General features: G+C 59.6%; 20 protein-coding genes and 1 tRNA gene. 10 read left to right on the top strand and 11 right to left on the bottom strand.

Annotation, left to right across the window (positions count from 1 at the left end):
* Positions 1-44 precede the first annotated feature (44 nt).
* Positions 45-121: transfer RNA gene (locus K3555_RS09770), tRNA-Arg, on the bottom strand.
* Positions 122-289: 168 nt separating this feature from the next.
* On the bottom strand, positions 290-859 hold the full coding sequence (locus K3555_RS09765) for a DUF882 domain-containing protein (protein WP_129370849.1): 570 nt from the start codon (positions 857-859) through the stop codon (positions 290-292).
* Between the two features lie 348 nt (positions 860-1,207).
* Between K3555_RS09765 and K3555_RS09760 the strand changes: the two genes are divergently transcribed.
* Genes K3555_RS09760 through K3555_RS09745 form a run of 4 tightly spaced genes read left to right on the top strand, consistent with a single transcriptional unit; the run spans position 1,208 to position 5,472 of the window.
* Positions 1,208-2,836, top strand: a complete 1,629-nt coding sequence (locus K3555_RS09760; protein ID WP_260008317.1) for a murein L,D-transpeptidase — start codon at positions 1,208-1,210, stop codon at positions 2,834-2,836.
* Positions 2,837-2,875: 39 nt separating this feature from the next.
* On the top strand, positions 2,876-3,949 hold the full coding sequence (gene lpxD / locus K3555_RS09755) for a UDP-3-O-(3-hydroxymyristoyl)glucosamine N-acyltransferase (RefSeq protein WP_260008316.1): 1,074 nt from the start codon (positions 2,876-2,878) through the stop codon (positions 3,947-3,949).
* Positions 3,950-3,997: 48 nt separating this feature from the next.
* Complete coding sequence (locus tag K3555_RS09750; protein WP_129370852.1) at positions 3,998-4,255, top strand: acyl carrier protein; 258 nt, start codon at positions 3,998-4,000, stop codon at positions 4,253-4,255.
* Positions 4,256-4,263: 8 nt separating this feature from the next.
* On the top strand, positions 4,264-5,472 hold the full coding sequence (locus tag K3555_RS09745) for a beta-ketoacyl synthase (RefSeq protein WP_260008314.1): 1,209 nt from the start codon (positions 4,264-4,266) through the stop codon (positions 5,470-5,472).
* Positions 5,473-5,538: 66 nt separating this feature from the next.
* Here K3555_RS09745 and K3555_RS09740 read toward each other — a convergent pair whose 3' ends face one another.
* Complete coding sequence (locus K3555_RS09740) at positions 5,539-6,177, bottom strand: invasion associated locus B family protein (protein ID WP_260008313.1); 639 nt, start codon at positions 6,175-6,177, stop codon at positions 5,539-5,541.
* A 497-nt stretch (positions 6,178-6,674) separates the two neighbouring features.
* On the opposite strand from K3555_RS09740, the gene K3555_RS09735 reads away from it, so the two are divergent.
* The gene (locus K3555_RS09735) at positions 6,675-8,219 is read left to right on the top strand and encodes a DUF853 domain-containing protein (protein ID WP_260008312.1); all 1,545 of its coding nucleotides are present in this window, start codon (positions 6,675-6,677) and stop codon (positions 8,217-8,219) included.
* A gap of 106 nt (positions 8,220-8,325) precedes the next feature.
* On the opposite strand, the gene K3555_RS09730 is transcribed toward K3555_RS09735, so the two are convergent.
* The 6 genes from K3555_RS09730 to K3555_RS09705 all read right to left on the bottom strand — a co-directional run bounded on the left by K3555_RS09730 (position 8,326) and on the right by K3555_RS09705 (position 13,932).
* On the bottom strand, positions 8,326-9,648 hold the full coding sequence (locus K3555_RS09730; protein ID WP_260008311.1) for a branched-chain amino acid ABC transporter permease: 1,323 nt from the start codon (positions 9,646-9,648) through the stop codon (positions 8,326-8,328).
* Positions 9,645-10,655 (bottom strand): branched-chain amino acid ABC transporter permease, encoded by a 1,011-nt coding sequence (locus K3555_RS09725; protein ID WP_260008310.1) that lies wholly within the window; start codon positions 10,653-10,655, stop codon positions 9,645-9,647. The genes K3555_RS09730 and K3555_RS09725 overlap by 4 nt, the downstream gene beginning before the upstream one ends.
* Positions 10,655-11,050 carry a hypothetical protein gene (locus K3555_RS09720; protein ID WP_260008309.1) on the bottom strand — a complete coding sequence of 132 codons (396 nt, stop codon included), beginning with the start codon at positions 11,048-11,050 and terminating at the stop codon, positions 10,655-10,657. The genes K3555_RS09725 and K3555_RS09720 overlap by 1 nt, the downstream gene beginning before the upstream one ends.
* A gap of 3 nt (positions 11,051-11,053) precedes the next feature.
* On the bottom strand, positions 11,054-11,767 hold the full coding sequence (locus tag K3555_RS09715; RefSeq protein WP_129370859.1) for an ABC transporter ATP-binding protein: 714 nt from the start codon (positions 11,765-11,767) through the stop codon (positions 11,054-11,056).
* A gap of 87 nt (positions 11,768-11,854) precedes the next feature.
* Positions 11,855-12,640 (bottom strand): ABC transporter ATP-binding protein, encoded by a 786-nt coding sequence (locus K3555_RS09710; RefSeq protein ID WP_129370860.1) that lies wholly within the window; start codon positions 12,638-12,640, stop codon positions 11,855-11,857.
* Positions 12,641-12,738: 98 nt separating this feature from the next.
* Positions 12,739-13,932 (bottom strand): ABC transporter substrate-binding protein, encoded by a 1,194-nt coding sequence (locus K3555_RS09705; protein WP_129370861.1) that lies wholly within the window; start codon positions 13,930-13,932, stop codon positions 12,739-12,741.
* Between the two features lie 189 nt (positions 13,933-14,121).
* On the opposite strand from K3555_RS09705, the gene K3555_RS09700 reads away from it, so the two are divergent.
* The gene (locus K3555_RS09700; RefSeq protein WP_260008308.1) at positions 14,122-15,225 is read left to right on the top strand and encodes a PQQ-dependent sugar dehydrogenase; all 1,104 of its coding nucleotides are present in this window, start codon (positions 14,122-14,124) and stop codon (positions 15,223-15,225) included.
* Between the two features lie 21 nt (positions 15,226-15,246).
* On the opposite strand, the gene K3555_RS09695 is transcribed toward K3555_RS09700, so the two are convergent.
* The gene (locus K3555_RS09695) at positions 15,247-16,251 is read right to left on the bottom strand and encodes a GlxA family transcriptional regulator (RefSeq protein WP_260008307.1); all 1,005 of its coding nucleotides are present in this window, start codon (positions 16,249-16,251) and stop codon (positions 15,247-15,249) included.
* 181 nt (positions 16,252-16,432) lie between these two features.
* On the opposite strand from K3555_RS09695, the gene K3555_RS09690 reads away from it, so the two are divergent.
* Positions 16,433-17,803: a class II 3-deoxy-7-phosphoheptulonate synthase gene (locus K3555_RS09690; protein ID WP_260008306.1), complete on the top strand. Its 1,371-nt coding sequence runs from the start codon at positions 16,433-16,435 to the stop codon at positions 17,801-17,803.
* A 168-nt stretch (positions 17,804-17,971) separates the two neighbouring features.
* Here the strand turns inward: K3555_RS09690 and K3555_RS09685 are convergent, their stop codons facing one another.
* Complete coding sequence (locus tag K3555_RS09685; protein WP_260008305.1) at positions 17,972-18,808, bottom strand: PAS domain-containing protein; 837 nt, start codon at positions 18,806-18,808, stop codon at positions 17,972-17,974.
* A 239-nt stretch (positions 18,809-19,047) separates the two neighbouring features.
* Here K3555_RS09685 and K3555_RS09680 point away from each other — a divergent pair, with 239 nt between their 5' ends.
* Genes K3555_RS09680 through K3555_RS09670 form a run of 3 tightly spaced genes read left to right on the top strand, consistent with a single transcriptional unit; the run spans position 19,048 to position 21,120 of the window.
* Positions 19,048-19,944, top strand: coding sequence for a YicC/YloC family endoribonuclease (locus K3555_RS09680; RefSeq protein ID WP_260008304.1), 897 nt, complete (start codon positions 19,048-19,050; stop codon positions 19,942-19,944).
* Positions 19,945-19,960: 16 nt separating this feature from the next.
* Entirely contained in the window at positions 19,961-20,602 is a 642-nt protein-coding gene (gene gmk / locus K3555_RS09675; protein ID WP_260008303.1) for a guanylate kinase, read from the top strand.
* Complete coding sequence (locus tag K3555_RS09670) at positions 20,599-21,120, top strand: gamma carbonic anhydrase family protein (RefSeq protein WP_260008302.1); 522 nt, start codon at positions 20,599-20,601, stop codon at positions 21,118-21,120. Before gmk ends, K3555_RS09670 begins: the two co-directional genes overlap by 4 nt.
* Positions 21,121-21,144: the final 24 nt, after the last annotated feature.

Below are 21,144 nucleotides of genomic sequence, written 5' to 3'. Positions count from 1 at the left end.
TGGTAGCCAGGATGGATGGGTCTAGGTGGGTTTTCAGGGAAATTTGGCGCACCTGAGAGGATTCGAACCTCTGGCCTCTGCCTTCGGAGGGCAGCGCTCTATCCAGCTGAGCTACAGGTGCGTCGTTAAGGCGGGGTATAACCGTGCTTTGCAGCCTCTGCAACGGGAAAAACCGGCTGTTTACAATTTCATGGCCAAAGCTGGAGGCGTTTCGGGCTGGTGTGTTTTCTGAAACCCAAAAAGCCCGCACTAGGCTATGCAGGCTTGCATTCTTGCAAAGATATGGCGGTCAGCCGCGCCAGGTGCGGACAACACCGCAATCCATATGCACGAAATTCGAACGCTGGTACTTACCGACACCGCCGGCATGGCAGGCCTCGGCGGCCTTGGCCATTTGCGACACTGACCGCGACGCCAGCCGCAGATCTGCAGCCTGGCCGCGCATATGCAGGGAGTTCTTTGCCACCCCGCGCGAGCGGCTGCGCAGCATTGCATTGGTTTTCGGGCTGCGGTAGCCGGACAGCAGCATAAAGGGCTCGTTCACATCCAGCAGATTGTGCGAGGCGGCCATGATATCAATGGTGCGAAGGTCCATGTCCTTGACCTGATCCGTCCGCCAATCGCGCATGAAATGATTGACTTCCCTGACGGCGTCTTTGATGTACTGGCCGTCGATCCAGTAGACCATGTCCAACCGTTCGCCAGTGCGGCCAGAGTACATGCGGATCCGGCGGATATCACCGCCGCCTCGCAAGAAGCCTGCTGCATTGGAAAAAGTCGGGGCTGCTGCCACTGCGGTTGCAGCAAATACACCCAAAAGAGAACGCCGGGAGATCCCCGTGCCCGTGGTTTTCGCCATTTTCACTGCGCCGTCCCGTACGCTTCTAGTCCTGCCTAATCGCCCGATGTTACGGGCTCGCCAACTGTCTTAGTTAGCGTGCGGCATGTATGGCACAGCCTGAATCTGGTTCCAACATTTGTTTGCCGCACTAGAACGGATAGCCCGTTTTTCGGCAATTTCTTGCGCAAAAGGGGAGGGCGATGGAACTTTTCCCCGCGACTGTTGCAACAGGGCTTCTTAGACGCGGCATCGGTGCATCAATGTTAACATTTCGCAAATGTGAATGGACAACACCGGCTGGCATTTACCAGAATTTCAGATAGGCACCGCTAAGATTAGCAAAAATCGGCTCAAGGACCGGATATTATGACGCGCGCATCCGCAGGAAACTTTTTGCCGGGGATTAAAGCAGGGCTTTTTGCTCTGGCCTTGGGCGGCCTGACCGCGGGGACTGTTTCCAGTTCAGCGCAGGCTGAAATTTCGGCGGCTTTCCGCCAAGCAGTGGCTGAAGCCGCCTCCGGCAGCGATGCCGTGGCCAAATTCTACCGTGAAAACGGATATCAGGCGATTTGGACAGGCACGGATGACGCGTCGCGCCAGCGCCGAACCGCCTTGTTAGCGGCGTTGAACGAAACCAATGCCCATGGGCTGCCGGACCGTTCAGCCGAGGTCAGCGCGCTGCTGCAGCAAATGCGCGGCGTGCGCACCACACGTGATATCGGCACCATCGAGGCCGCGCTGAGCCAGGCACTGGTGGATTATGCGACTGACCTGCAGACTGGCCTTTTGGTGCCGTCGCGGATCGACGATGGCATGGTGCGCAAGAAACATACAGTTGACGGGACCGGCTTTCTGGAGGGCATCCGGGATCAGCAGCCTTATGCTTACATGCGCAGCCTGGTGCCGGAATCGCCGCAATACCGCGGTTTGATGCGCGAAAAACTGCGGCTGGAGCAGATCCTTGCGGCGGGCGGCTGGGGGCCGGGTGTCAACGCCAAGAAACTGGAACCTGGTGATCAGGGCCCGGCTGTCATTGCCCTGCGGAATCGTCTGATGGCAATGGGGTATTTGCAGCGAAGCGCTGCACGCAGCTATGACGCCGCGCTGGAGCAGGCTGTGCAAAGCTTCCAATCCGATCATGGATTGGAAACCGACGGCGTGGCTGGCGCTGGCACAATCGCCGAGGTAAACAAACCTGTCTCCAACCGTTTGAAGTCTATAATCATCGCGATGGAGCGTGAACGCTGGCTGACACCGGACCGGGGTGAACGGCACATTCTGGTCAACCAGACGGATTTCACCGCCAAAATCGTGGATAATGGCGATGTGACCTTTGAAACCCGTTCGGTAATCGGCAAGAACACGCATGACCGCCGCAGCCCGGAATTCTCCGACGAGATGGAGCATATGGTGATCAACCCGAGCTGGTATGTGCCGCGCTCGATCATCACCAAGGAGTATCTGCCAAAGCTGCAGAGCAACCCTAATGCGGTCGGCCATATCCAAATCACCGACCGGCGCGGCCGGGTGGTGAACCGAGGGTCTGCTGATTTCTCACAGTATACTGCGCGGAACTTTCCGTTCTCCATGCGGCAGCCGCCCAGCAGCCGCAACGCGCTGGGGCTGGTCAAATTCATGTTCCCGAACAAATACAACATCTATCTGCACGACACCCCGCAAAAGAGCCTGTTTGCCCGCGAAGTGCGCGCATTCTCGCATGGCTGTATCCGGCTGGCGCAACCGTTTGAATTCGCCTATGCGCTGCTGGCCAAGCAAAGCGAAAACCCGAAAGATTTCTTCCACCGCATCCTGAGCAGCGGCAAGGAAACCAAGGTGGCGCTGGACCAGAAAGTGCCGGTGCATATCATCTACCGGACCGCCGTTGTGTCCAGCAAAGGCCGCGCAGAGTTCCGCCGCGATGTCTATGGCCGCGACGCCAAGATCTGGGCGGCACTGGAACGGGCAGGGGTGGTACTGCCCGGCGTTCAAGGGTAAATAGCAGGCCCACACAGGATTATTCTGAAAGGGCCTGCCATGTTCACTATCCGCCAGATCGCTGAGTCCCTGGGAATTGAAGCCCAGGGCGACCTGGACCTGCAAATTGCAGGCGCGGCGGAGCCGCAGGATGCAAAGGCAGATCAGATCGCCATGGCCATGGCGCCGAAATATGCCGAGGGCCTTAAAGCTGGCAATGCGCAGGCCGCGGTGCTGTGGGAGGGGGCGGACTGGCAGTCATTTGGTCTGAAGGCCGCTATTTTTGCTCCGCGTCCGCGCCTGACCATGTCCGGCGTAACCGCGATGCTGGACCGGGGGCAGGGGTTTGCTGCCGGTATACACCCCTCTGCAGTGATCGACCCTACGGCCAAGCTGGGTGAGGATGTGTCAGTCGGGCCGCTGGCTGTCATCGGTGCCGGCGCCGAAATCGGTGCCCGCTCGATCATCGGTCCGCATTGTTACATCGGAACAGATGTTGTGATTGGCGAAGACGCCCAATTGCGCGAAATGGTCTCGATCGGCGCCCGGGCAACCATCGGCGCCCGTTTCCGCGCCCAGCCTGGCGCACGCGTCGGCGGCGATGGATTTTCCTATGTCACTCCCGAAGTTTCCGGTGCTGAAAACGCCCGCAAGACCATGGGCGATCAGGGCGAAGCCAGGGCGCAGGCCTGGGTCCGCATCCACTCTTTGGGAGCCGTCACCATTGGTGATGACGTGGAAATCGGCTCCAATTGCACTTTGGACAACGGCACCATCCGCGACACGGTGATCGGCAATGGCAGCAAGCTCGACAATCAGGTGCATGTGGGCCACAACACCCGGGTCGGGAATGATTGCCTGCTATGCGGCCAGACCGGCATTTCCGGTTCTGTCGATGTCGGCAACAACGTGGTGCTGGGCGGCCAATGCGGTGTAGTCGACAATATTTTCATCGGCGACGGGGTGATCGCCGGCGGCGGCACCAAGATCCTGTCGAACGTGCCTGCAGGCCGGGTGATCATGGGCTATCCCAGCGTCAAGATGGAGACCCACACTGAGATGTATAAAGCACAACGCCGCCTGCCGCGTTTGATGCGTGACATCGAATTGTTAAAAAAGGCTGTTTTCAAGTAACGGCCGAATTACTACATCTGCCTCAGCCACAACGTCGGGGATCTCCACATGAGCACGCAGGACAAGGTCATTGCAATTATTGCCGAACAGGCGGTTCTTGAGCCGTCGGATGTGACCCTCGACAGCACGTTGGAGGATCTGGGCATCGACAGCCTGGGTCTGGTGGAAAGCATCTTTGCCATTGAAGAGGAGTTTGATGTTTCGATTCCCTTCAATGCCAACGAACCCGAAAACAGTGATTTTAACATTTCCAATGTTGCGGCTATCGTCGAAGGCATCGACAAGCTGATTTTGGAAAAAGCGTAAGATAGCCAATGAAGCGCGTCGTCATCACCGGGGCTGGAACCATCAATGCCCTGGGACATTCCGTGCCCGCCACACTGGAGGCCATGCGCGAAGGCCGTTGCGGCATTGGAGAATTGGAGTTTCGCGATGTGGACCGCCTGGCAATCCGCATCGGCGGCCAGGTCCGCGGATTTGAGGCAGAAGGGCGGTTCAACCGCCAGCAGATGAGCCTCTATGACCGGTTCACCCAGTTCACCTTGACTGCGGCCAAAGAGGCGATCGAGCAATCAGGCCTGGAGTTCCATGGCGATCTGTCCGCCAAGGCCGGCGTGGTTCTGGGCAACTCCGGCGGCGGCATGCAAACGCTGGATGAGAACTACCGCAGCGTTTACGAGGACGGCAAGAACCGGGTGCACCCCTTTGTGGTGCCTAAGCTGATGAACAATGCGGCAGCCGGGCATGTGTCTATGCAGTTCAACCTCAAGGGGCCCAGTTTCACCGTGTCCACGGCCTGTGCGTCCTCTAATCACGCGATGGCGCAAGCGTTCCAGATGGTGCGCTCGGGTATGAGCCCGGCAATGATCACCGGCGGCTCTGAATCCATGCTGTGCTTTGGCGGGGTCAAGGCCTGGGAAGGGCTGCGGGTGATGTCCAAGGACGCCTGCCGCCCGTTCAGCGCCAACCGCAATGGCATGGTGCAGGGCGAGGGCGCAGGCATATTTGTGTTCGAAGAGTATGAGCACGCCAGGGCACGCGGTGCAGAAATTCTGTGCGAAGTCATCGGATTTGCCATGTCCTCGGACGCTTCCGACATCGTGATGCCCAGCAAGCAGGGCGCCGCCCGTGCCATTTCTGGAGCATTGCAGGATGCCCGTATCAACGCGTCTGAGGTGGGATATATCAACGCTCATGGCACCGGCACCGCCGCCAATGACAAGACCGAATGCGCTGCCGTCGCGGATGTTTTCGGCCCCCATGCGGACAGGCTGATGATCTCCTCCACCAAATCCATGCATGGCCATCTTATCGGCGGCACCGGTGCGGTGGAGCTGCTGGCCTGCATCATGGCGCTGCGCGACGGGGTGATCGCTCCGACTATCGGTTATGAAGACCCCGATCCGGAGTGCGCGCTGGATGTGGTGCCGAATGAGGCCCGCGAGGCCAAGGTCGATGTGGCCCTGTCCAACGCTTTTGCCTTTGGCGGGCTGAACGCGGTGCTGGCCCTGCGCAAGGTCTGAACCAAGCAAAGAAAAACGCCGCGGCCCGAAGGCGCACGGCGTTTTCAGTTTTCAATGCCAGCGGGCTTATTGCTTGACCACGTCCACAACGTCAAAGCCGGCGGTGAAACCGCTCAGCGACAGCTTCATCTGCACCACTTGATCCGGTGCCGGCGCCGGACGCAGCGACAGAACGGCTTCCTTGCCCTTCCGGAAGGCGTCGATGTCGCCCTGGGTCAGGCCGATCTGTGCAACGCAGCCCAGCTGGTTGCAAAACGAATAGTTGTAGCGTTTGGCCGGGGCGCCATCGATCGAGATCGTCAGAGCCGCGGGCAGCAGAGTTTCCAGCGGCACGATGACGGTGGCCCCGGCAACGGCCTGGCCGCCTTGCTGGTCGATACGGAACAGCGACACTTCGGCAATCGGGTTGCCTTGCGGACCTGCCAGCACCTGCAACAGCGAGCAGGGGTCGGTGCCGCTTTCGGTTTTGATGCAGGCCAGATCCCAATCGCCGTGGGTTTCCTTGGAGTAGCGCTCGCCGGCCTGAGGGCCGTCGCTGACCGGTTCGCCCAGGTCCAGCAGCTGATCTGCGGTTGATTCCGTTTGTTCTGTCTGCTCAGCGGATTCCGCCCCCGCAGTCTCTTCCGTGGCTGTTTCCTGTGCCGCCAGCGGGGCGGACATGGCCAGCACTGCGGCAAGCGTGATCGGGGTCAGGGACTTCAACATGAATGCCTCATTTTTCTAAAGACGCTGGTTTTGCGTTTACCACGCCGGCCGGGTGGTGTCAGGCCAATAACAAATGATCTGCGGGGAATTCCGCGCAAAATGTTTCAAGCCCGGAAGTCACTGTACCGGAACAAAAAAGGGAACCGGATGGCCCCCTTTTTCGTGTTGTGTCTCCCCGTCGGACTGGCCGACTTAGTTATTGCGTAGGACGTTACGAAAGGGCTGGCCATCGGTCAACATGCAAGTTCAAAAAAAGTCGCGCAGGCTTCAATTTAGGGGGAATGGAACCCTGGCTGTCCGGATCGCCGCGGTATTTGCCTGTTTTGCAGGCAGTCCCGCCGGAAAAAGAAGGCCGTGCACAAGGCACGGCCAGTCTGACAGGGAGGAAATGTCCGCCACGGCAACCGCATTTGCGGGGGCGGGCAAGATTGACTATCGCACTGAAAAGTTAACGTTGTATTGTTATCCACAGGGAAAAAGACAGGCAGGGGACGGGCATGGCAGACAGTATCTTTCTGGGCGGCGGCGGCGAAGGTTATGGCACGCCGCAGGGGCTGGCACTGAAATACGCCAACCGGCATGGGCTGATCGCCGGGGCAACCGGCACAGGCAAGACTGTCACTCTGCAAATCCTGGCTGAAGGGTTTTCCAATGCCGGCGTGCCGGTGATTTTGGCGGATGTGAAGGGGGATCTGTCCGGCTTGGCAAAGCCTGGATCACCAAGCCACAAACTGCATGACGCCTTCACCTCGCGCGCGGAAAAAATCGGGTTTGCCGACTACAGCTATCATGCCTGCCCGGTCGCTTTTTGGGATCTTTATGGCACGCAGGGCCATCCTGTGCGAACTACTGTTGCGGAAATGGGCCCGCTGCTGCTGTCCCGGCTATTGGAGCTGAGCGAAGCGCAGGAAGGCATTTTAAACATCGCGTTCAGGCTGGCAGATGAAGACGCCTTGCCGCTGCTGGACTTGAAGGACCTGCAATCGCTGTTGGTCTGGATAGGCGAAAACCGGGCGCAGCTGTCCCTGCGGTACGGCAATGTGTCCCCGGCTTCTATCGGTGCCATTCAGCGGCGTCTTCTGGTGCTGGAAAATCAGGGCGGTGCCGACCTGTTCGGGGAGCCGGCATTGGCGCTCAGCGATCTGATGCGGTGCGATGACGCCGGTAAGGGCGTGGTCAACATCTTGGCCGCAGACAAGCTGATGGCGGCGCCGGGGCTCTATTCAACCTTTTTGCTGTGGCTGCTGAGTGAGCTGTTCGAAGAGCTGCCCGAGGTGGGCGATCCTGAGAAACCGCGCCTGGTGTTCTTTTTCGATGAGGCGCATCTCTTGTTTGAGGATGCGCCGAAAGCGCTGGTCGACAAGGTCGAACAAGTGGCGCGGCTGATCCGGTCCAAAGGGGTGGGGATCTATTTTGTCACCCAGAATCCGGCCGATGTGCCGGAGGATATCCTCGGCCAGCTTGGCAACCGTATCCAGCACGCGCTGCGTGCTTTTACCGCCAGGGACCGCAGAAACTTGAAACTGGCGGCGGAAACCTACCGCGAGAACCCGCGTTTTTCCACCGGAGAGGCTATCCGCGAGGTTGGCGTCGGCGAAGCCGTCACCTCAATGCTGCAGAAAAAAGGCGTGCCGGGCGTGGTTGAACGCACGCTGATCCGCCCGCCAAGCACCCAGCTTGGACCGCTTACGGTTCAGGAGCGGGAGGAAATGCTGAAAAATTCGGACATGGCGGGGAAATACGACAATCCGCTGGACCGGCGGTCGGCCTATGAAATCCTGGCACAGCGAGCGGAGGCGGCGGCAGAGGAAGCAGAAGAATCCGAGGCTGCGGCAGAAGCGGCCCCCCAGCCGATGGCGCGGGAATTCAACGCCGCCCGCCGGTATTCCGGTTCAAGGGTCAGCCGCTCGTCTGCAAAGGTTTTCCGCAAGAAAGACACTTTCACCTCGGCAATGTCTGAAGCGGTGATCAAGGAGCTGAAGGGCACAACCGGGCGCCGGATTGTCCGCGGCATTCTCGGCAGCCTGTTCAAAGGGCGTTGAGAGTAAGAATGGGTTCGGCTGACGCCGAACCCATGCCTCCGGCGGGGGTATTTACCACCAGAAAGAAGCCAAAAGCGCCACCCGGACCTCCAGGGTGGCGCTTGTTTTATTTTTCAGGGATCAGCCCGCGCGGGCTGAATCTGAGGACAAGCAGCAGTATCAAGCCCATCGTGAACAGCCGCATGTGCGAGGCGCTCTCTACCAGATGCGCCTTCAGAGCGCTGCCTTCGGCCATGCCAGAGGTGACAGCTTCCATTAGCAGAATGCCCATCGGCTCCACTTTGATCCAGAAGAACCAGATCAGCATGCCGCCCAGCACCGCGCCAAAGTTGTTGCCGGAACCGCCGACGATCACCATTACCCAGATCAGGAAGGTGAAACGCAGCGGGTTGTAGGTACCCGGTGTCAGCTGGCTGTCCAGTGTGGTCATCATCGCACCGGCAATGCCGCAGATCGCGGAGCCCAGCACAAAGATCTGCAGATGGCGGCGGGTCACATTCTTGCCCATTGCCTCGGCCGCGGTCTCGTTGTCGCGGATTGCGCGCATCATCCGGCCCCAGGGGCTTTTCAACGCCATCTGCGCCATCCACAGCAGCGCCAGCAGCACCGCGGTGAACATCAGCGCATAGCCTGCCTTGACGTAGATGGTCGAGGCCAGAACCGGGTCGAGACCAAACCCTGCGGCACTCTCGACAAAGCCCGGATCGTTCTGCAGATCCACTTCATAAGGCAGCGGACGGGGCAGGCCGACGACGTTTTTTACACCGCGCGACAGCCAGTCCTCGTTCTTGAGCACGGCAATGATGATCTCGGCGATGCCCAGCGTGGCAATCGCCAGATAGTCCGAACGCAGGCCCAATGCGGTCTTGCCAATGAGCCAGGCAGCACCCGCAGCCAGCAGTCCGCCCGCAGGCCAGGCCAGCAGCACCGGCAGGCCCAAGCCGCCAATGTTGCCTTGCAGTGCCGGGTTGATCGCCTCAACCGCACCAACCGCCGGATCAAAGATCGCACGGTAGACAAAGAAACCCGCGATCATCATACCAGCCAGCACCACAGCACGCAGTTTGCCGGGGGCCATGAATTTGCTGATCATCACACCGGCAACCACGGTCAAGGCGCCCATCACCAGCGCCATCAAAATGCTGACCCCGCCCGAGGACCAGGCCGCAGGGATCACCGGGGTTGAGGTCAGCACCACAGCCAGCCCGCCAAGCGCGGTAAAGCCCATAATGCCGACGTTGAACAGCCCGGCAAAGCCCCATTGGATGTTCACGCCGATCGCCATAATGGCCGAAATCAGCCCCATGTTCAGGATCACCAGCGCCGAGTTCCAGGAGCCGGAGAAGAACAGGAAGTCGGTCATGCCTTCAGCCAGGATCATCACGCCGACAAAGACGAAAAGAAGGGTATGTTTCATGGTGTCGGTCATACCGCTTTCCCTTTGAAAAGGCCGGTGGGCTTGAACAGGAGGACAACAATCAGGATCGCAAAGGAGACCGCGAACTTGTAGTCGGTGCTGAGGAGCTGAACCAGCCCGTCAGGCGCCAGGCTGTCCGGCAGCCCGTAGGTCAGAACTTTTTTCCAGGCATAGGTGATCGTCACTTCGGAGAAGGCGATGATGAATCCGCCTGCAATGGCGCCCAGCGGGCTGCCTAGGCCCCCCACGATGGCGGAGGCAAAGATCGGCAGCAGCAGCTGGAAATAGGTGAATGGCTTGAACGACTTGTCTAGACCGTAAAGCACACCTGCTATGGTCGCCAGCGCTGCCACAATCATCCAAGTGTACATCACCACGCGCTCCGGGTTGATGCCCGACAGCAGCGCCAGATCCTCGTTATCCGAATAGGCGCGCATGGATTTTCCGGTGCGGGTCTTGTTCAGGAACCAAAACAGCGCCGCCACCACGATGATCGCGGTGATGACGGTGATGCCTTGGGTGGTCTTGATCGCCAGGCCTTCGTTCAGGCCGGTCATCTGCTTGAAGGCGCGCGCCTTGATAATGAAGCGCTCGCCGTCGGCAAACCGCTGGTCGCCGGGGCCGATGATGAAGCGAACGATACCGTTCATCATGAACATCACACCAAGCGAGACCATGACAAAGATCACCGGTTTTGCCTTCTGCTCGCGGTAGAACCGGTAAACGGTCCGGTCGGTCAGAAGCGCGAGGCCAATGGTCCCCAGGATGCCAAAAGGCAGGGCCAGCAGCGCGGTTGGCAGCACTCCAAAGCTGATCCCCATCGATTGAAACAGCCAGGTGATCAGGATCGTCACCATCGCACCGAACGCCATGGTGTCGCCATGGGCAAAGTTCGAGAACCGCAGGATCCCGTAGATCAGCGTTACACCTAGCGCGCCAAGCGCCAGCTGGCTGCCATAGGCGAGCCCTGGAATGACTACAAAATTGGTAAGCGCCACAAGGGCGTTGAGAAGATCCATTATTCATTCACCTCGCAGGAACCTTGATAGAAGTGAACTTCCGGAGCGCGGCCATTCTTTACTATCAAGCGGGCTTCTCCATTTTCTGCAACTAAGAGCTCGTGCGCTTCACCTTGGTGGAACTCGCCAGAAGTGATGGTTGATACTCCATTTCGGAATGCAAACAGCCCAGTCCACTTTTCCTTCACATCGCTAATTTGTGCTTTGGATATCCACCCACTTGGACCAACTGGCTTTGGCGTGTAGCTTACTGAAATTTCGTAACTTTCTTCCACACAGAGCTGAGAATCTAAACAAACACTTCCAAAGTGGCACTCCATAACCTTCGCGTTCGCGAAATTGGCGGGTAGTAGCATAGTAATGAGAAGTGAGATGGGAGATGTTACAAGTTTCATGCTTCACCCTCCCAGGAACGATTTGCGCACTTCGGGATCGGCCAGCAGCTCCTGGCCGGTGCCGGTATAGGCATTGCGCCCCTGCACCAGAACATAGCCTTTGTCCGCGATCTCAAGCGCTTGCTTGGCGTTCTGTTCAACCATCAAGACCGGCAGCCCGGTGCGGGCAACCTCAATGATCCGGTCGAACAGCTCATCCATCACGATGGGGGAAACACCCGCTGTGGGTTCGTCCAGCATCAAGACCTTGGGCTTGGTCATCAGTGCGCGGCCCACCGCCACCTGCTGGCGCTGGCCGCCGGACAGCTCACCCGCCGGCTGGTTGCGCTTGTCGCGCAGGATCGGGAACAGGCTATAGATCTGCTCAATGGTCCCGGAAAAATCATCAGTTCGGATAAAGGCACCCATTTCCAGGTTCTCCTCCACCGTCATCGAGGTGAAGATGTTGCTGGTCTGGGGCACAAACCCCATGCCCTTGACCACCCGGTCCTGCGGCGACAGCGCGGTGATATCCTCGCCGCCCAGCCGCACAGTCCCTGAATGCACGTTCAGCATCCCGAAAACTGCCTTCATCGCGGTGGATTTACCGGCCCCGTTCGGGCCAACAATGACGGCGATCTCGCCGGGGTTCACGGCGATGGTGCAATCATGCAGGATATCCGGCCCTTTACCGTATCCGCCTGTCATGCAGTCGCCAATCAGAAATGGTTCAGACATTCGCTGCCCCTTTCATCTTTCTGAAAATACTCCGGGGGAGCCGCGCAGCGGCGGGGGCAGAGCCCCAATAAGCAGCAAAGCAATCCATCACGTGTTTTCCAGCTTGTCTTTGTTCTTCAGGCCAGTGCCCAGATAGGCCTCGATCACCTGCTCATTCGCTTTGATCTCGTCCAGAGTGCCTTCGGCCAGTTTCTTCCCCTCAGCCATGCAGATCACCGGATCGCACAGGCGGCCGATGAATTCCATGTCGTGCTCGATCACGACAAAGGTATAGCCGCGCTCCTCGTTCAGACGCTTGATCGCATCAGCAATGGTATACAGCAGGGTCCGGTTCACGCCGGCGCCGACCTCATCCAGAAAGACAATCTTGGCGTCCACCATCATGGTGCGGCCCAGCTCCAGCAGCTTTTTCTGGCCGCCGGATACCTGTCCTGCCTTCAGATCTGCGATATGGCTGATGGTGAGGAACTCCAGCACTTCATCCGCCTTGGCCCGCAGGGCGCGTTCCTCGTCGGCGATCCGCTTGCGGCCGAACCAGGTGTTCCACAGGGTTTCGCCTGATTGCGCGCCTGGCACCATCATCAGGTTTTCCCGGCACGTCATGGATGAGAACTCATGCGCGATCTGGAAGGTACGCAAGAGGCCCTTGTGGAACAGCTCATGCGGGGGCAGGCCGGTGATATCCTCACCATCCATGGTGACACGGCCAAAGGTCGGCGGCAAAACACCCGCGATTACATTGAACAAAGTGGTCTTGCCGGCCCCGTTTGGGCCGATCAAACCGGTTATGGACCCCTTAGCGATTTCCAGCGAAGCGCCGTCAACCGCATGGAACCCGCCGAAGTGCTTATGCAAGTCCTCGACGACGATCATGACATTTCATCCCCTGCCGCGATTTTGCGGCGTTTTAAATTTGGAACAGCCCGGGCGGAACCCGGGCTGATCATTTTCTGTGTCTTTTCAGGGTCGTATCAGCGGAACTTGACGGTTTCGATCTTGCCGCCTTTGACTTCGACTTCGCGGTAAGACCCCGCGCTTTCACCCGGGCCGATCAGCTCAACGCCGGTAGCGCCCTGATAATCGATCTCACCGCCAGCGGCGAGGATTTCCAGTGCCTTGCCCAGTTCGCCGGGGTTGATCGGCTCGCCCGGTCCATTGGCAACATCCAGGATCTTGCCCATGTAGTCCGCCGGTTTGGTCGAATTGGCAGCCTGCATCGCCAGCAGGAACAGCGCGGCGGCATCATAGGATTCCGGCGCATAAGCCGACGTGCCGTCAAAGCCTGCTTCCTTGGCCATTTCAGCAAAAACTTTCGAGCCTTCGCTGTCCGAACCTGCGATCTGGCCGAAAGACCCATCGAGATCCGGGCCGACGTTCTGCGGCAGGGAATCGCCGATCATGCCGTCGGGCAGGCCGAACATGTCAAACGCGCCGCTGTCCAGCGAGCCTTGGATGATGCCCAGTCCGCCTTGGTCCAGGTAACCGGCAACAACCAGAACGTCGCCGCCAGCCGAGGCCAGCGCGCCGACTTCAGCCGAATAATCGCCCTTGCCGTCTTCGTGGGCCGCAACGATGGTGACTTCGCCGCCGGAGGCTTCGAAGGCGGATTGGATCGAATCCGCAAGACCTTTGCCGTAGTCGTTGTTGGTGTAGGTCAGTGCGATCGACGAGACGCCGCGCTCTTTCAGCACGTCTGCCATGATCTCACCCTGGCGCGCGTCCGAAGGCGTGGTGCGGAAGAACAGGCCGTTGTCTTCCATTGTGCTCAGCCCGGGCGAGCTGGCGGAAGGAGAAATCATCACCATGCCGTTGGGGATGGCCACGTTTTGCAGAACTGCACCGGTCACGCCCGAGCAATCGCCGCCGACAATGCCGTTGACGCCTTCTGAGATGATTTTCTCGGCGTTGGCCACAGCCAGGCCGTTGTCGACACAGCCGTTGTCAGCACGAACAGAGCTGACGGTCGCGCTGTCCAGCAGTTTGCCGGATTTGGTGACTTCTTCCATCGCCAGTTCGGCGCCGCTGGCCATTGCCGGCGTCAGCGATTCAATCGGGCCGGTGAATCCGAACAGGATCCCGAGCTTCACTTCCTTGGCGTGGCCGCCGGCATATGCGGTGCCAGCCGTCAGCGCAGCGGCCGCAGTGGCCATCAGCAGTTTCTTCATTTGAAAACTCCCATTGTTGGAACAAAAATGTTCACATCGGACCCTAGGCAAGCCGGTTCCAAAAGAAAAGTCCTATTGAACCGGAACAGTTTTCCCCGGGCCGCTTGGTTTATGCTGCACCTCCATATGATCCCCGGATGCAGCGCGGGCGTGGATTTACAAGGGAATCAACAGAAGGAAAAGACCTCAATGCTGCAGTACTCACGCCTTTTGACGGTAGCCGCCGCGCTGATGACGGTTTTCACGGCTTCTTATGCAGAAAAGCTCCCGTCCAGTCAGGGAGATCTTAATGTAACGATGATGGCCGATGGCTTTGATGTGCCTTGGGCAATTGATTTTCTGCCGGACGACAGCCTGCTGGTAACTGAACGCGATGGGCAGTTGCTTCATGTCCGCGCGGGGCGCAAACAACATGTCAAAGGGGTGCCTCCCGTGGCCGCCGAAGGGCAGGGCGGCCTGCTGGATGTGATGGTGCCAAGGGATTTCACCCAAAGCCGCGAGGTTTTCTTGACCTTTGCCAGGCGTCAGGGCCGCGGTGCAGGCACCGCTCTGGCTGTTGGGCGGCTCAGCCCGGACAACACCCGCCTGACAGACGTCCGGGTGCTGTTCGAAGCTGCACCGGGTGCATTGGGCGGGCGGCATTTCGGCGCCCGTGTGGTGGAAGCGAGGGATGGCAGCCTGTTCATTTCGCTGGGCGAGCGCGGCGACCGGCCCAGTGCCCAGAACCTGCGGCTGCATCAGGGATCGGTGGTGAGGATCAACCGCGACGGCTCGGTCCCTGCCGGCAATCCGTTCACTGGCACGCAAGGCGCACAGCCGGAAATCTGGTCCTACGGGCACCGCAATCCGCAGGGCATGGCGCTGGATCTGCAGGGCAACCTGTGGGTTGCGGAACACGGCGCCAAAGGCGGCGATGAGGTGAACCGGGTCCGCAAGGGCGCCAACTACGGCTGGCCGGTGATTTCCTATGGGCGCCATTATTCGGGGGGCAAAATCGGCGAAGGCACCGCGAAACCAGGAATGGAGCAGCCGGAATGGTACTGGGATCCGTCCATCGCACCGTCCGGTTTGATGATTTACTCCGGCCGGATGTGGCCGCAGTGGCGCGGAGATATCTTTGTCGGCTCGCTGAAATTCGACTACATTTCCCGCCTTTCGGGAACGCCCCTTATCGAAGCGGAGCAGCTGCGCAGCGGCGAAACCGGGCGCATCCGTGACCTGCAGGAGGCGCCCGACGGCAGTATCTGGTTTGCTTCGGAAAGCGAGGGCGCGGTATACAGGCTATCGCGCTGACCAGCGGGCTGGCAGCGCTGGTCACACCTTGTACGTTGCCGCCTTGCTGCCGCGTTCGCGGTAGGGGGTGGTGTCGTAATGCGCCCGGTAGCACTTGGAGAAATGCGACGGTGAGGCAAAGCCGCAGGCCAGTGCCACGTTGATCACGCTCATATCCGTCTGCATCAGCAGGTTGCGCGCCTTTTGCAACCGGATCTCCATGTAATAGCGCTTGGGTGAGCGGTTCAGGTAACGGCGGAACAGACGCTCCAGCTGGCGGGTGGACATGCCGACGTCCTGCGCCAGAACCGACGGGCTGATCGGCTCTTCGATATTGGCTTCCATCATCTGGATCACCATTGACAGCTTCGGATGGCGCACCCCGATGCGGGTCGGGATCGACAGCCGCTGGGTATCCTGATCGGTCCGGATGGACGAATAGATCAGCTGGTCCGCCACCGCATTGGCCAGCTCCTCGCCATGGTCATTGGCAATCAGCTTGAGCATCAGATCGATGGACGAGGTGCCGCCTGCGGTGGACAACCGGTTGCCATCAATCACAAAGACCGATTTGGTCAGGTCAACCTCGTCGAACTCCTCGGCAAAGCTGTCGGCGTTTTCCCAGTGGATGGTTGCCCGCTTGCCGTCCAGCAGACCGGCCTTGGCCAATGTGTAAGAGGCGGTGCAAAGACCGCCGATGGTCAGCCCCTTGCGGGCTTCGCGGCGCAGCCAGGCCAAGAGCTTTTTGGTGGTGGAGTCCTGCACATCAATGCCAGAGCACAGCATGACCACATCATCGCGGTGCAGGTCGCTCAGATCGCCGTCCAGATTGAACGTGGTGCCGGCCGAACAGGTCACCGTTTCACCGCCCTCACCGATCAGCGTCCAGGCATAGGTGTCCTTCCCATGCATCCGGTTGGCAATCCGCAGGCATTCGACAGCCGATGCATAGGAAAGCATCGTGAACTTATCGAGAAGCACAAAAACGAACCGCTTTGGCTGGCCGGCGTCAACTCCAGAATCAGCAGGCTTGCGTGACGTCTGCATGGCGAGCTTCCTTCAAGAAACAATTCGGGCCGCGGCAGCACGCTCCGCGGCAGGTCGGGAAACCGTGCTCACAGCTTGGACCCGGGGTCAAGTGGGCGCAATTCTAAACTGGCCACCCCGGTGCGGATTTTGTATAGAGCACCCAACACAATCCAAAGACCTCTGATGCGGAGATAAAGTCATGAGCGAATGGCAAAAAACGGACTGGCGCAACAAGCCGCGGGTTCAAATGCCGGACTATACCGATGCGGCAGCGCTGAATGCTGTCGAGGCTCAGCTTTCCAAATTCCCCCCGCTGGTCTTTGCCGGCGAAGCGCGCCGCCTTAAACAGCATATTGGTGCTGCAGGGCGCGGCGAAGCCTTTCTGCTGCAGGGTGGCGATTGCGCCGAAAGCTTTGACCAGTTCAGCGCTGATGCGATCCGCGACACCTTTATGGTGATGCTGCAGATGGCGATGGTGCTGACCTATGGCGCCAAGGTGCCGGTGGTGAAAGTGGGCCGTATGGCCGGTCAGTTCGCCAAGCCGCGCAGCGCGCCGACCGAAATCATTGATGGCGTTGAGCTGCCCAGCTACCGCGGCGACATCATCAACGAGCTGGACTTTACCTCTGCCGCGCGCATTCCCAACCCGCAGAAGATGCTGCAAGCCTATACCCAGGCCGCTGCAACGCTAAACCTGCTGCGCGCTTTCTCCACCGGCGGGTTTGCCGACATGAGCCGGGTGCATTCCTGGACCCTGGGCTTTACCGATGAACAGGAAGTCCAGAAATACAGCGAGATCGCAAACCGTATTCAGGACACCATTGATTTCATGGCTGCCGCCGGCATAACCGCCGACACCACCCACGAATTCTCGACCGTGGATTTCTACACCAGCCACGAAGGGCTGCTGCTGGAATATGAGGAAGCGCTGACCCGGCTTGATTCGACCTCCGGCAAATGGCTGGCCGGTTCCGGCCACATGATCTGGATCGGCGACCGCACCCGCCAGCCAGACGGCGCCCATGTCGAGTTCTGCCGCGGCGTGCTGAACCCGATCGGCCTGAAATGCGGCCCGACCACCACCGCCGAAGACCTGAAGGTGCTGATGTCGCGCCTGAACCCGGAGAACGAAGAGGGCAAGCTGACCCTGATCGCCCGCTTCGGCGCAGGCAAGGCCGGTGAACATCTGCCGCGCTTGGTCAAGGCGGTCAAGGAAGAGGGCGCCAAAGTCACCTGGGTCTGCGACCCGATGCATGGCAACACCATCAAATCCTCCACCGGTTACAAAACCCGTCCCTTCGACAGTGTTCTGCGCGAAGTGCGCGACTTCTTCGGTGTTCACAAGGCCGAAGGCACTATTCCGGGCGGCGTGCATTTCGAAATGACCGGCCAGGACGTGACCGAATGCACCGGCGGCGTCCGCGCGGTGACGGATGAGGATCTGAGCGACCGCTACCACACCGCCTGCGATCCGCGCCTCAACGCCAGCCAGTCGCTGGAGCTGGCCTTCCTGGTGGCCGAGGAACTGTCTGCCCTGCGGGCCTCTCAAAGCACCCGCCAGGCTGGCTGAGGCCTGGACAGGCCGCGCGCTGTTACGGCGCGTGGCCTTTTGAAACATTGCACATGCAAAAAAGGCGCCCCGGGGTTCTCCCTCGGGGCGCAGTCGCTTCAAGTGCTATGACCTTGGACTTGAATTGAAAATACTTATGCGGCGGGGCCGTATTCCGGCGCCTGCATGTCAGTCGCGGCTCACAATCAAACGCAGATGCGAAGCCCGCTTGCGCTTACCTTCGTTCGGGTCCGCCGCCTTCGCGGTTGTATCTGCCGGTTCCCCAAGTTTACCTGCGCGGCTGCGTTCCAGCAGCGCCTTGGCCTCGTCCATAATTGAACGTTCAGGTTTGAACCGCGCCTGGGTTTCTGCAAAACCCGGGTTAGGCTGGTTTGCGTCCCGGCCCTCGTCTGCGGCTGAATCCCGCGGTTTGGCTTTGAACCCGGCAGTACCAGGGGCTTTGCCGACCGCACGCATTTCGATCGACGAGATCGAGAAACGCTGCGAGGTGGCGGCCGCCCCTTCATCCGCGACCAGAACCCCCAGAACCCGGCTGATATCGCCCAGGTCGCTGCGCAATGGCAGCAGGAGCATGCGGGCGTCACGCGGTGTGCGCTGGCGCGGTGCTTCGATTTGCAGCTCCAGCTCAATAATGGCGGGGGTTTCGAACATGTGCTCCATGGCCGAGCTAAGCTGTTTGCGGGCCTCGGTGGTAAAGAACGCCGTCACCGGCATGCCGCGCACTTCCATACCTGCCATTTCGTTCACCAGCGTTCCGGCAAGGCGGAAGCGGGCAATGCCAGGTGCGATCCGTTCCAGAATGAATGTATTGCTCAGGATGTTCTCCAGCCCGCGCGGATCAATCTGCGAGCGGCTGGGCACATCATCACCGCGGCGCAGCGCGGTCCAATAGGCTTCCGCTTGGCGCAGCGGTGATTGCGAGCCGCCCTTGCGGAAGCGGTTCATGGAAATAACTTTGTCTTGACCTGTCGGCACTTCAGTTCCGCTGCGGCTGCCAAAAATCATATCTTCATCCCCTTCAACCCCGGCCTTCCCTTTGGTTGCGGCAACCGATGGCTGCGTTAACTCTTAGGGCCGGCTTGGTTACCCTGAAGTTAAGATGACACAATCTAATTCAAATTTGGACTACTTCTTTAAGCAATGGTTAACGCGATAGGCGCGCCGAGGTTATGCGATTGCGCTTGCACCCTATACTTTTGAGACAGTAGAGCTGATCAATCACCAGCGACAAGAGGGCCTGCCCCATGACCATCCGCAGCATGACCGCCTTTGCCTCGGCGCAAGGCAGCTCTGATCAGCACAGCTGGAGCTGGGAGCTCCGATCAGTCAATGCCAAGGGGCTGGATCTGCGGCTGCGGGTGCCGGATTGGCTGGAAGGCCTTGAAAATCATGTCCGGTCGGCCCTGGCTAAAGCCCTGGCACGGGGCAATGTCTCGCTCACCCTGCGTGTTTCGCGCAGCGAAGACGGCACCGCGCAGATGCGGATCAACAGTGCCATTCTGCAATCGGTGATCAAGTCGCTGGCTGAGACACAATCCATTGCCAAGCAGAACCGGGTGGAAATCCGCCCGGCTTCAGCCGCCGAAGTTCTCACGTTCAAGGGGGTGCTGGAACAGTCTGCGGGGGACGATGATCCGGCACCGCTGGTCGCTGCACTCAGCAAGGAATTGGAAACCCTTGTGGCGGAATTCGTGCAAATGCGCGAAGCCGAGGGCGCCGCACTTGCCCAAATCCTTAACAGTCAGCTGGAGCAGGTCGCCGCGCTGACGGCCCGGGCCGGGGAGCGTGCCGAAGAGCGTAAGTTGAAAATGGCGGAGACGCTTAAGACCAACCTGGCGCGCGTCATGGACAATGCCGATGGCGCTGATCCGGACCGCGTGGCCCAGGAGCTGGCCCTGATCGCGGTCAAGGCGGATGTGACAGAAGAGCTCGACCGTCTTGGCGCCCATGTGACTGCTGCCCGCGATCTTCTGGCCAAGGGCGGCGCGGTGGGCCGTAAATTCGACTTCCTGATGCAGGAGTTCAACCGCGAGGCCAACACGCTGTGTTCAAAAGCGCAGCACAGCGCCTTGACGGCGGTCGGGCTTGAGCTGAAAACCGTGATCGACCAGATGCGCGAGCAGGTGCAGAACATAGAATAAGAAAAGGAGTGCCCAGATGGCGGACCGCCGCGGCCTTTTGATCATCCTCTCATCGCCTTCGGGCGCCGGTAAATCCACTTTGGCCCGCCGCCTGATGGCTTGGGACCCGGGCCTCAAATTCTCGGTCTCCGCCACCACCCGCGCCCCGCGCCCGGGGGAGGAGCACGGCCGCGAATATTATTTCACCTCCGAAGACGACTTCCGGCAGAAGGTGGCCGAAGGCGGCATGCTGGAACACGCCCATGTGTTCGGTAACTTCTACGGCTCCCCCGCAGGCCCGGTGAAAGACACCATAGAATCCGGTCAGGACGTGCTGTTCGACGTCGATTGGCAGGGTGAAATCCAGATCCGCAATTCAGACCTGGGCAAACACGCGCTGTCGATCTTCATCCTGCCGCCCTCGATCACCGAGCTGCGCCGCCGTCTGGAAACCCGTGCTCAGGACAGCGAGGAAGTGATTTCCAAGCGAATGCTGAAAAGCTGGGATGAGATCAGCCACTGGGGTTATTATGATTATGTGCTGGTCAACGATGATCTGGACGAGACCGAGGCCCGGCTGAAAACCATTGTCGAGGCCGAGCGGATGCGCCGCATCCAGCAGCCCCGGCTGCAGGACCACGTCCGCACTCTGCAAACCCAGTTCGAGGAACAGTCATGACCTTGTATGCACTCGGGGATTACCAGCCGCAGCTTCACGAAGACACCTGGGTCGCCCCGGATGCCAACCTGATCGGCAAAGTAGTGATGGAGGCGGGCGCTTCGGTCTGGTTCGGTGTCACCATTCGCGCCGACCACGAGGAAATCCGCATCTGCGAAGGCACCAACGTGCAGGAAAACGTGGTGATGCATATTGATGCAGGCTATCCGCTGACCATCGGCAGGAACTGCACCATCGGCCACAAGGCGATGCTGCACGGCTGCACTATTGGTGAAAACACCCTGGTTGGCATGGGCGCCACCATCCTGAACGGCGCAAAGATCGGCAGGAATTGCCTGATCGGGGCTGGGGCATTGATCACCGAGAACAAGGAAATCCCCGACAACTCGCTAGTGATGGGAAGCCCGGGCAAGGTGGTGCGTGAAGTGGACGCCGAGTTGGCGGAAAAACTCACGCAAAGCGCGCAGCTCTATCAGGACAACATGCGCCGCTTCCGGGCAGAGCTGAAACCGCTGTAATCGGGCCGGCTGCCACATCAGCTT

The organism is Leisingera sp. M527, assembly GCF_025141525.1.
Taxonomy (GTDB): domain Bacteria; phylum Pseudomonadota; class Alphaproteobacteria; order Rhodobacterales; family Rhodobacteraceae; genus Leisingera.
The sequence above is the reverse complement of the archived record's forward strand: the minus strand, read 5'-3'. Positions and strand labels throughout refer to the sequence as shown.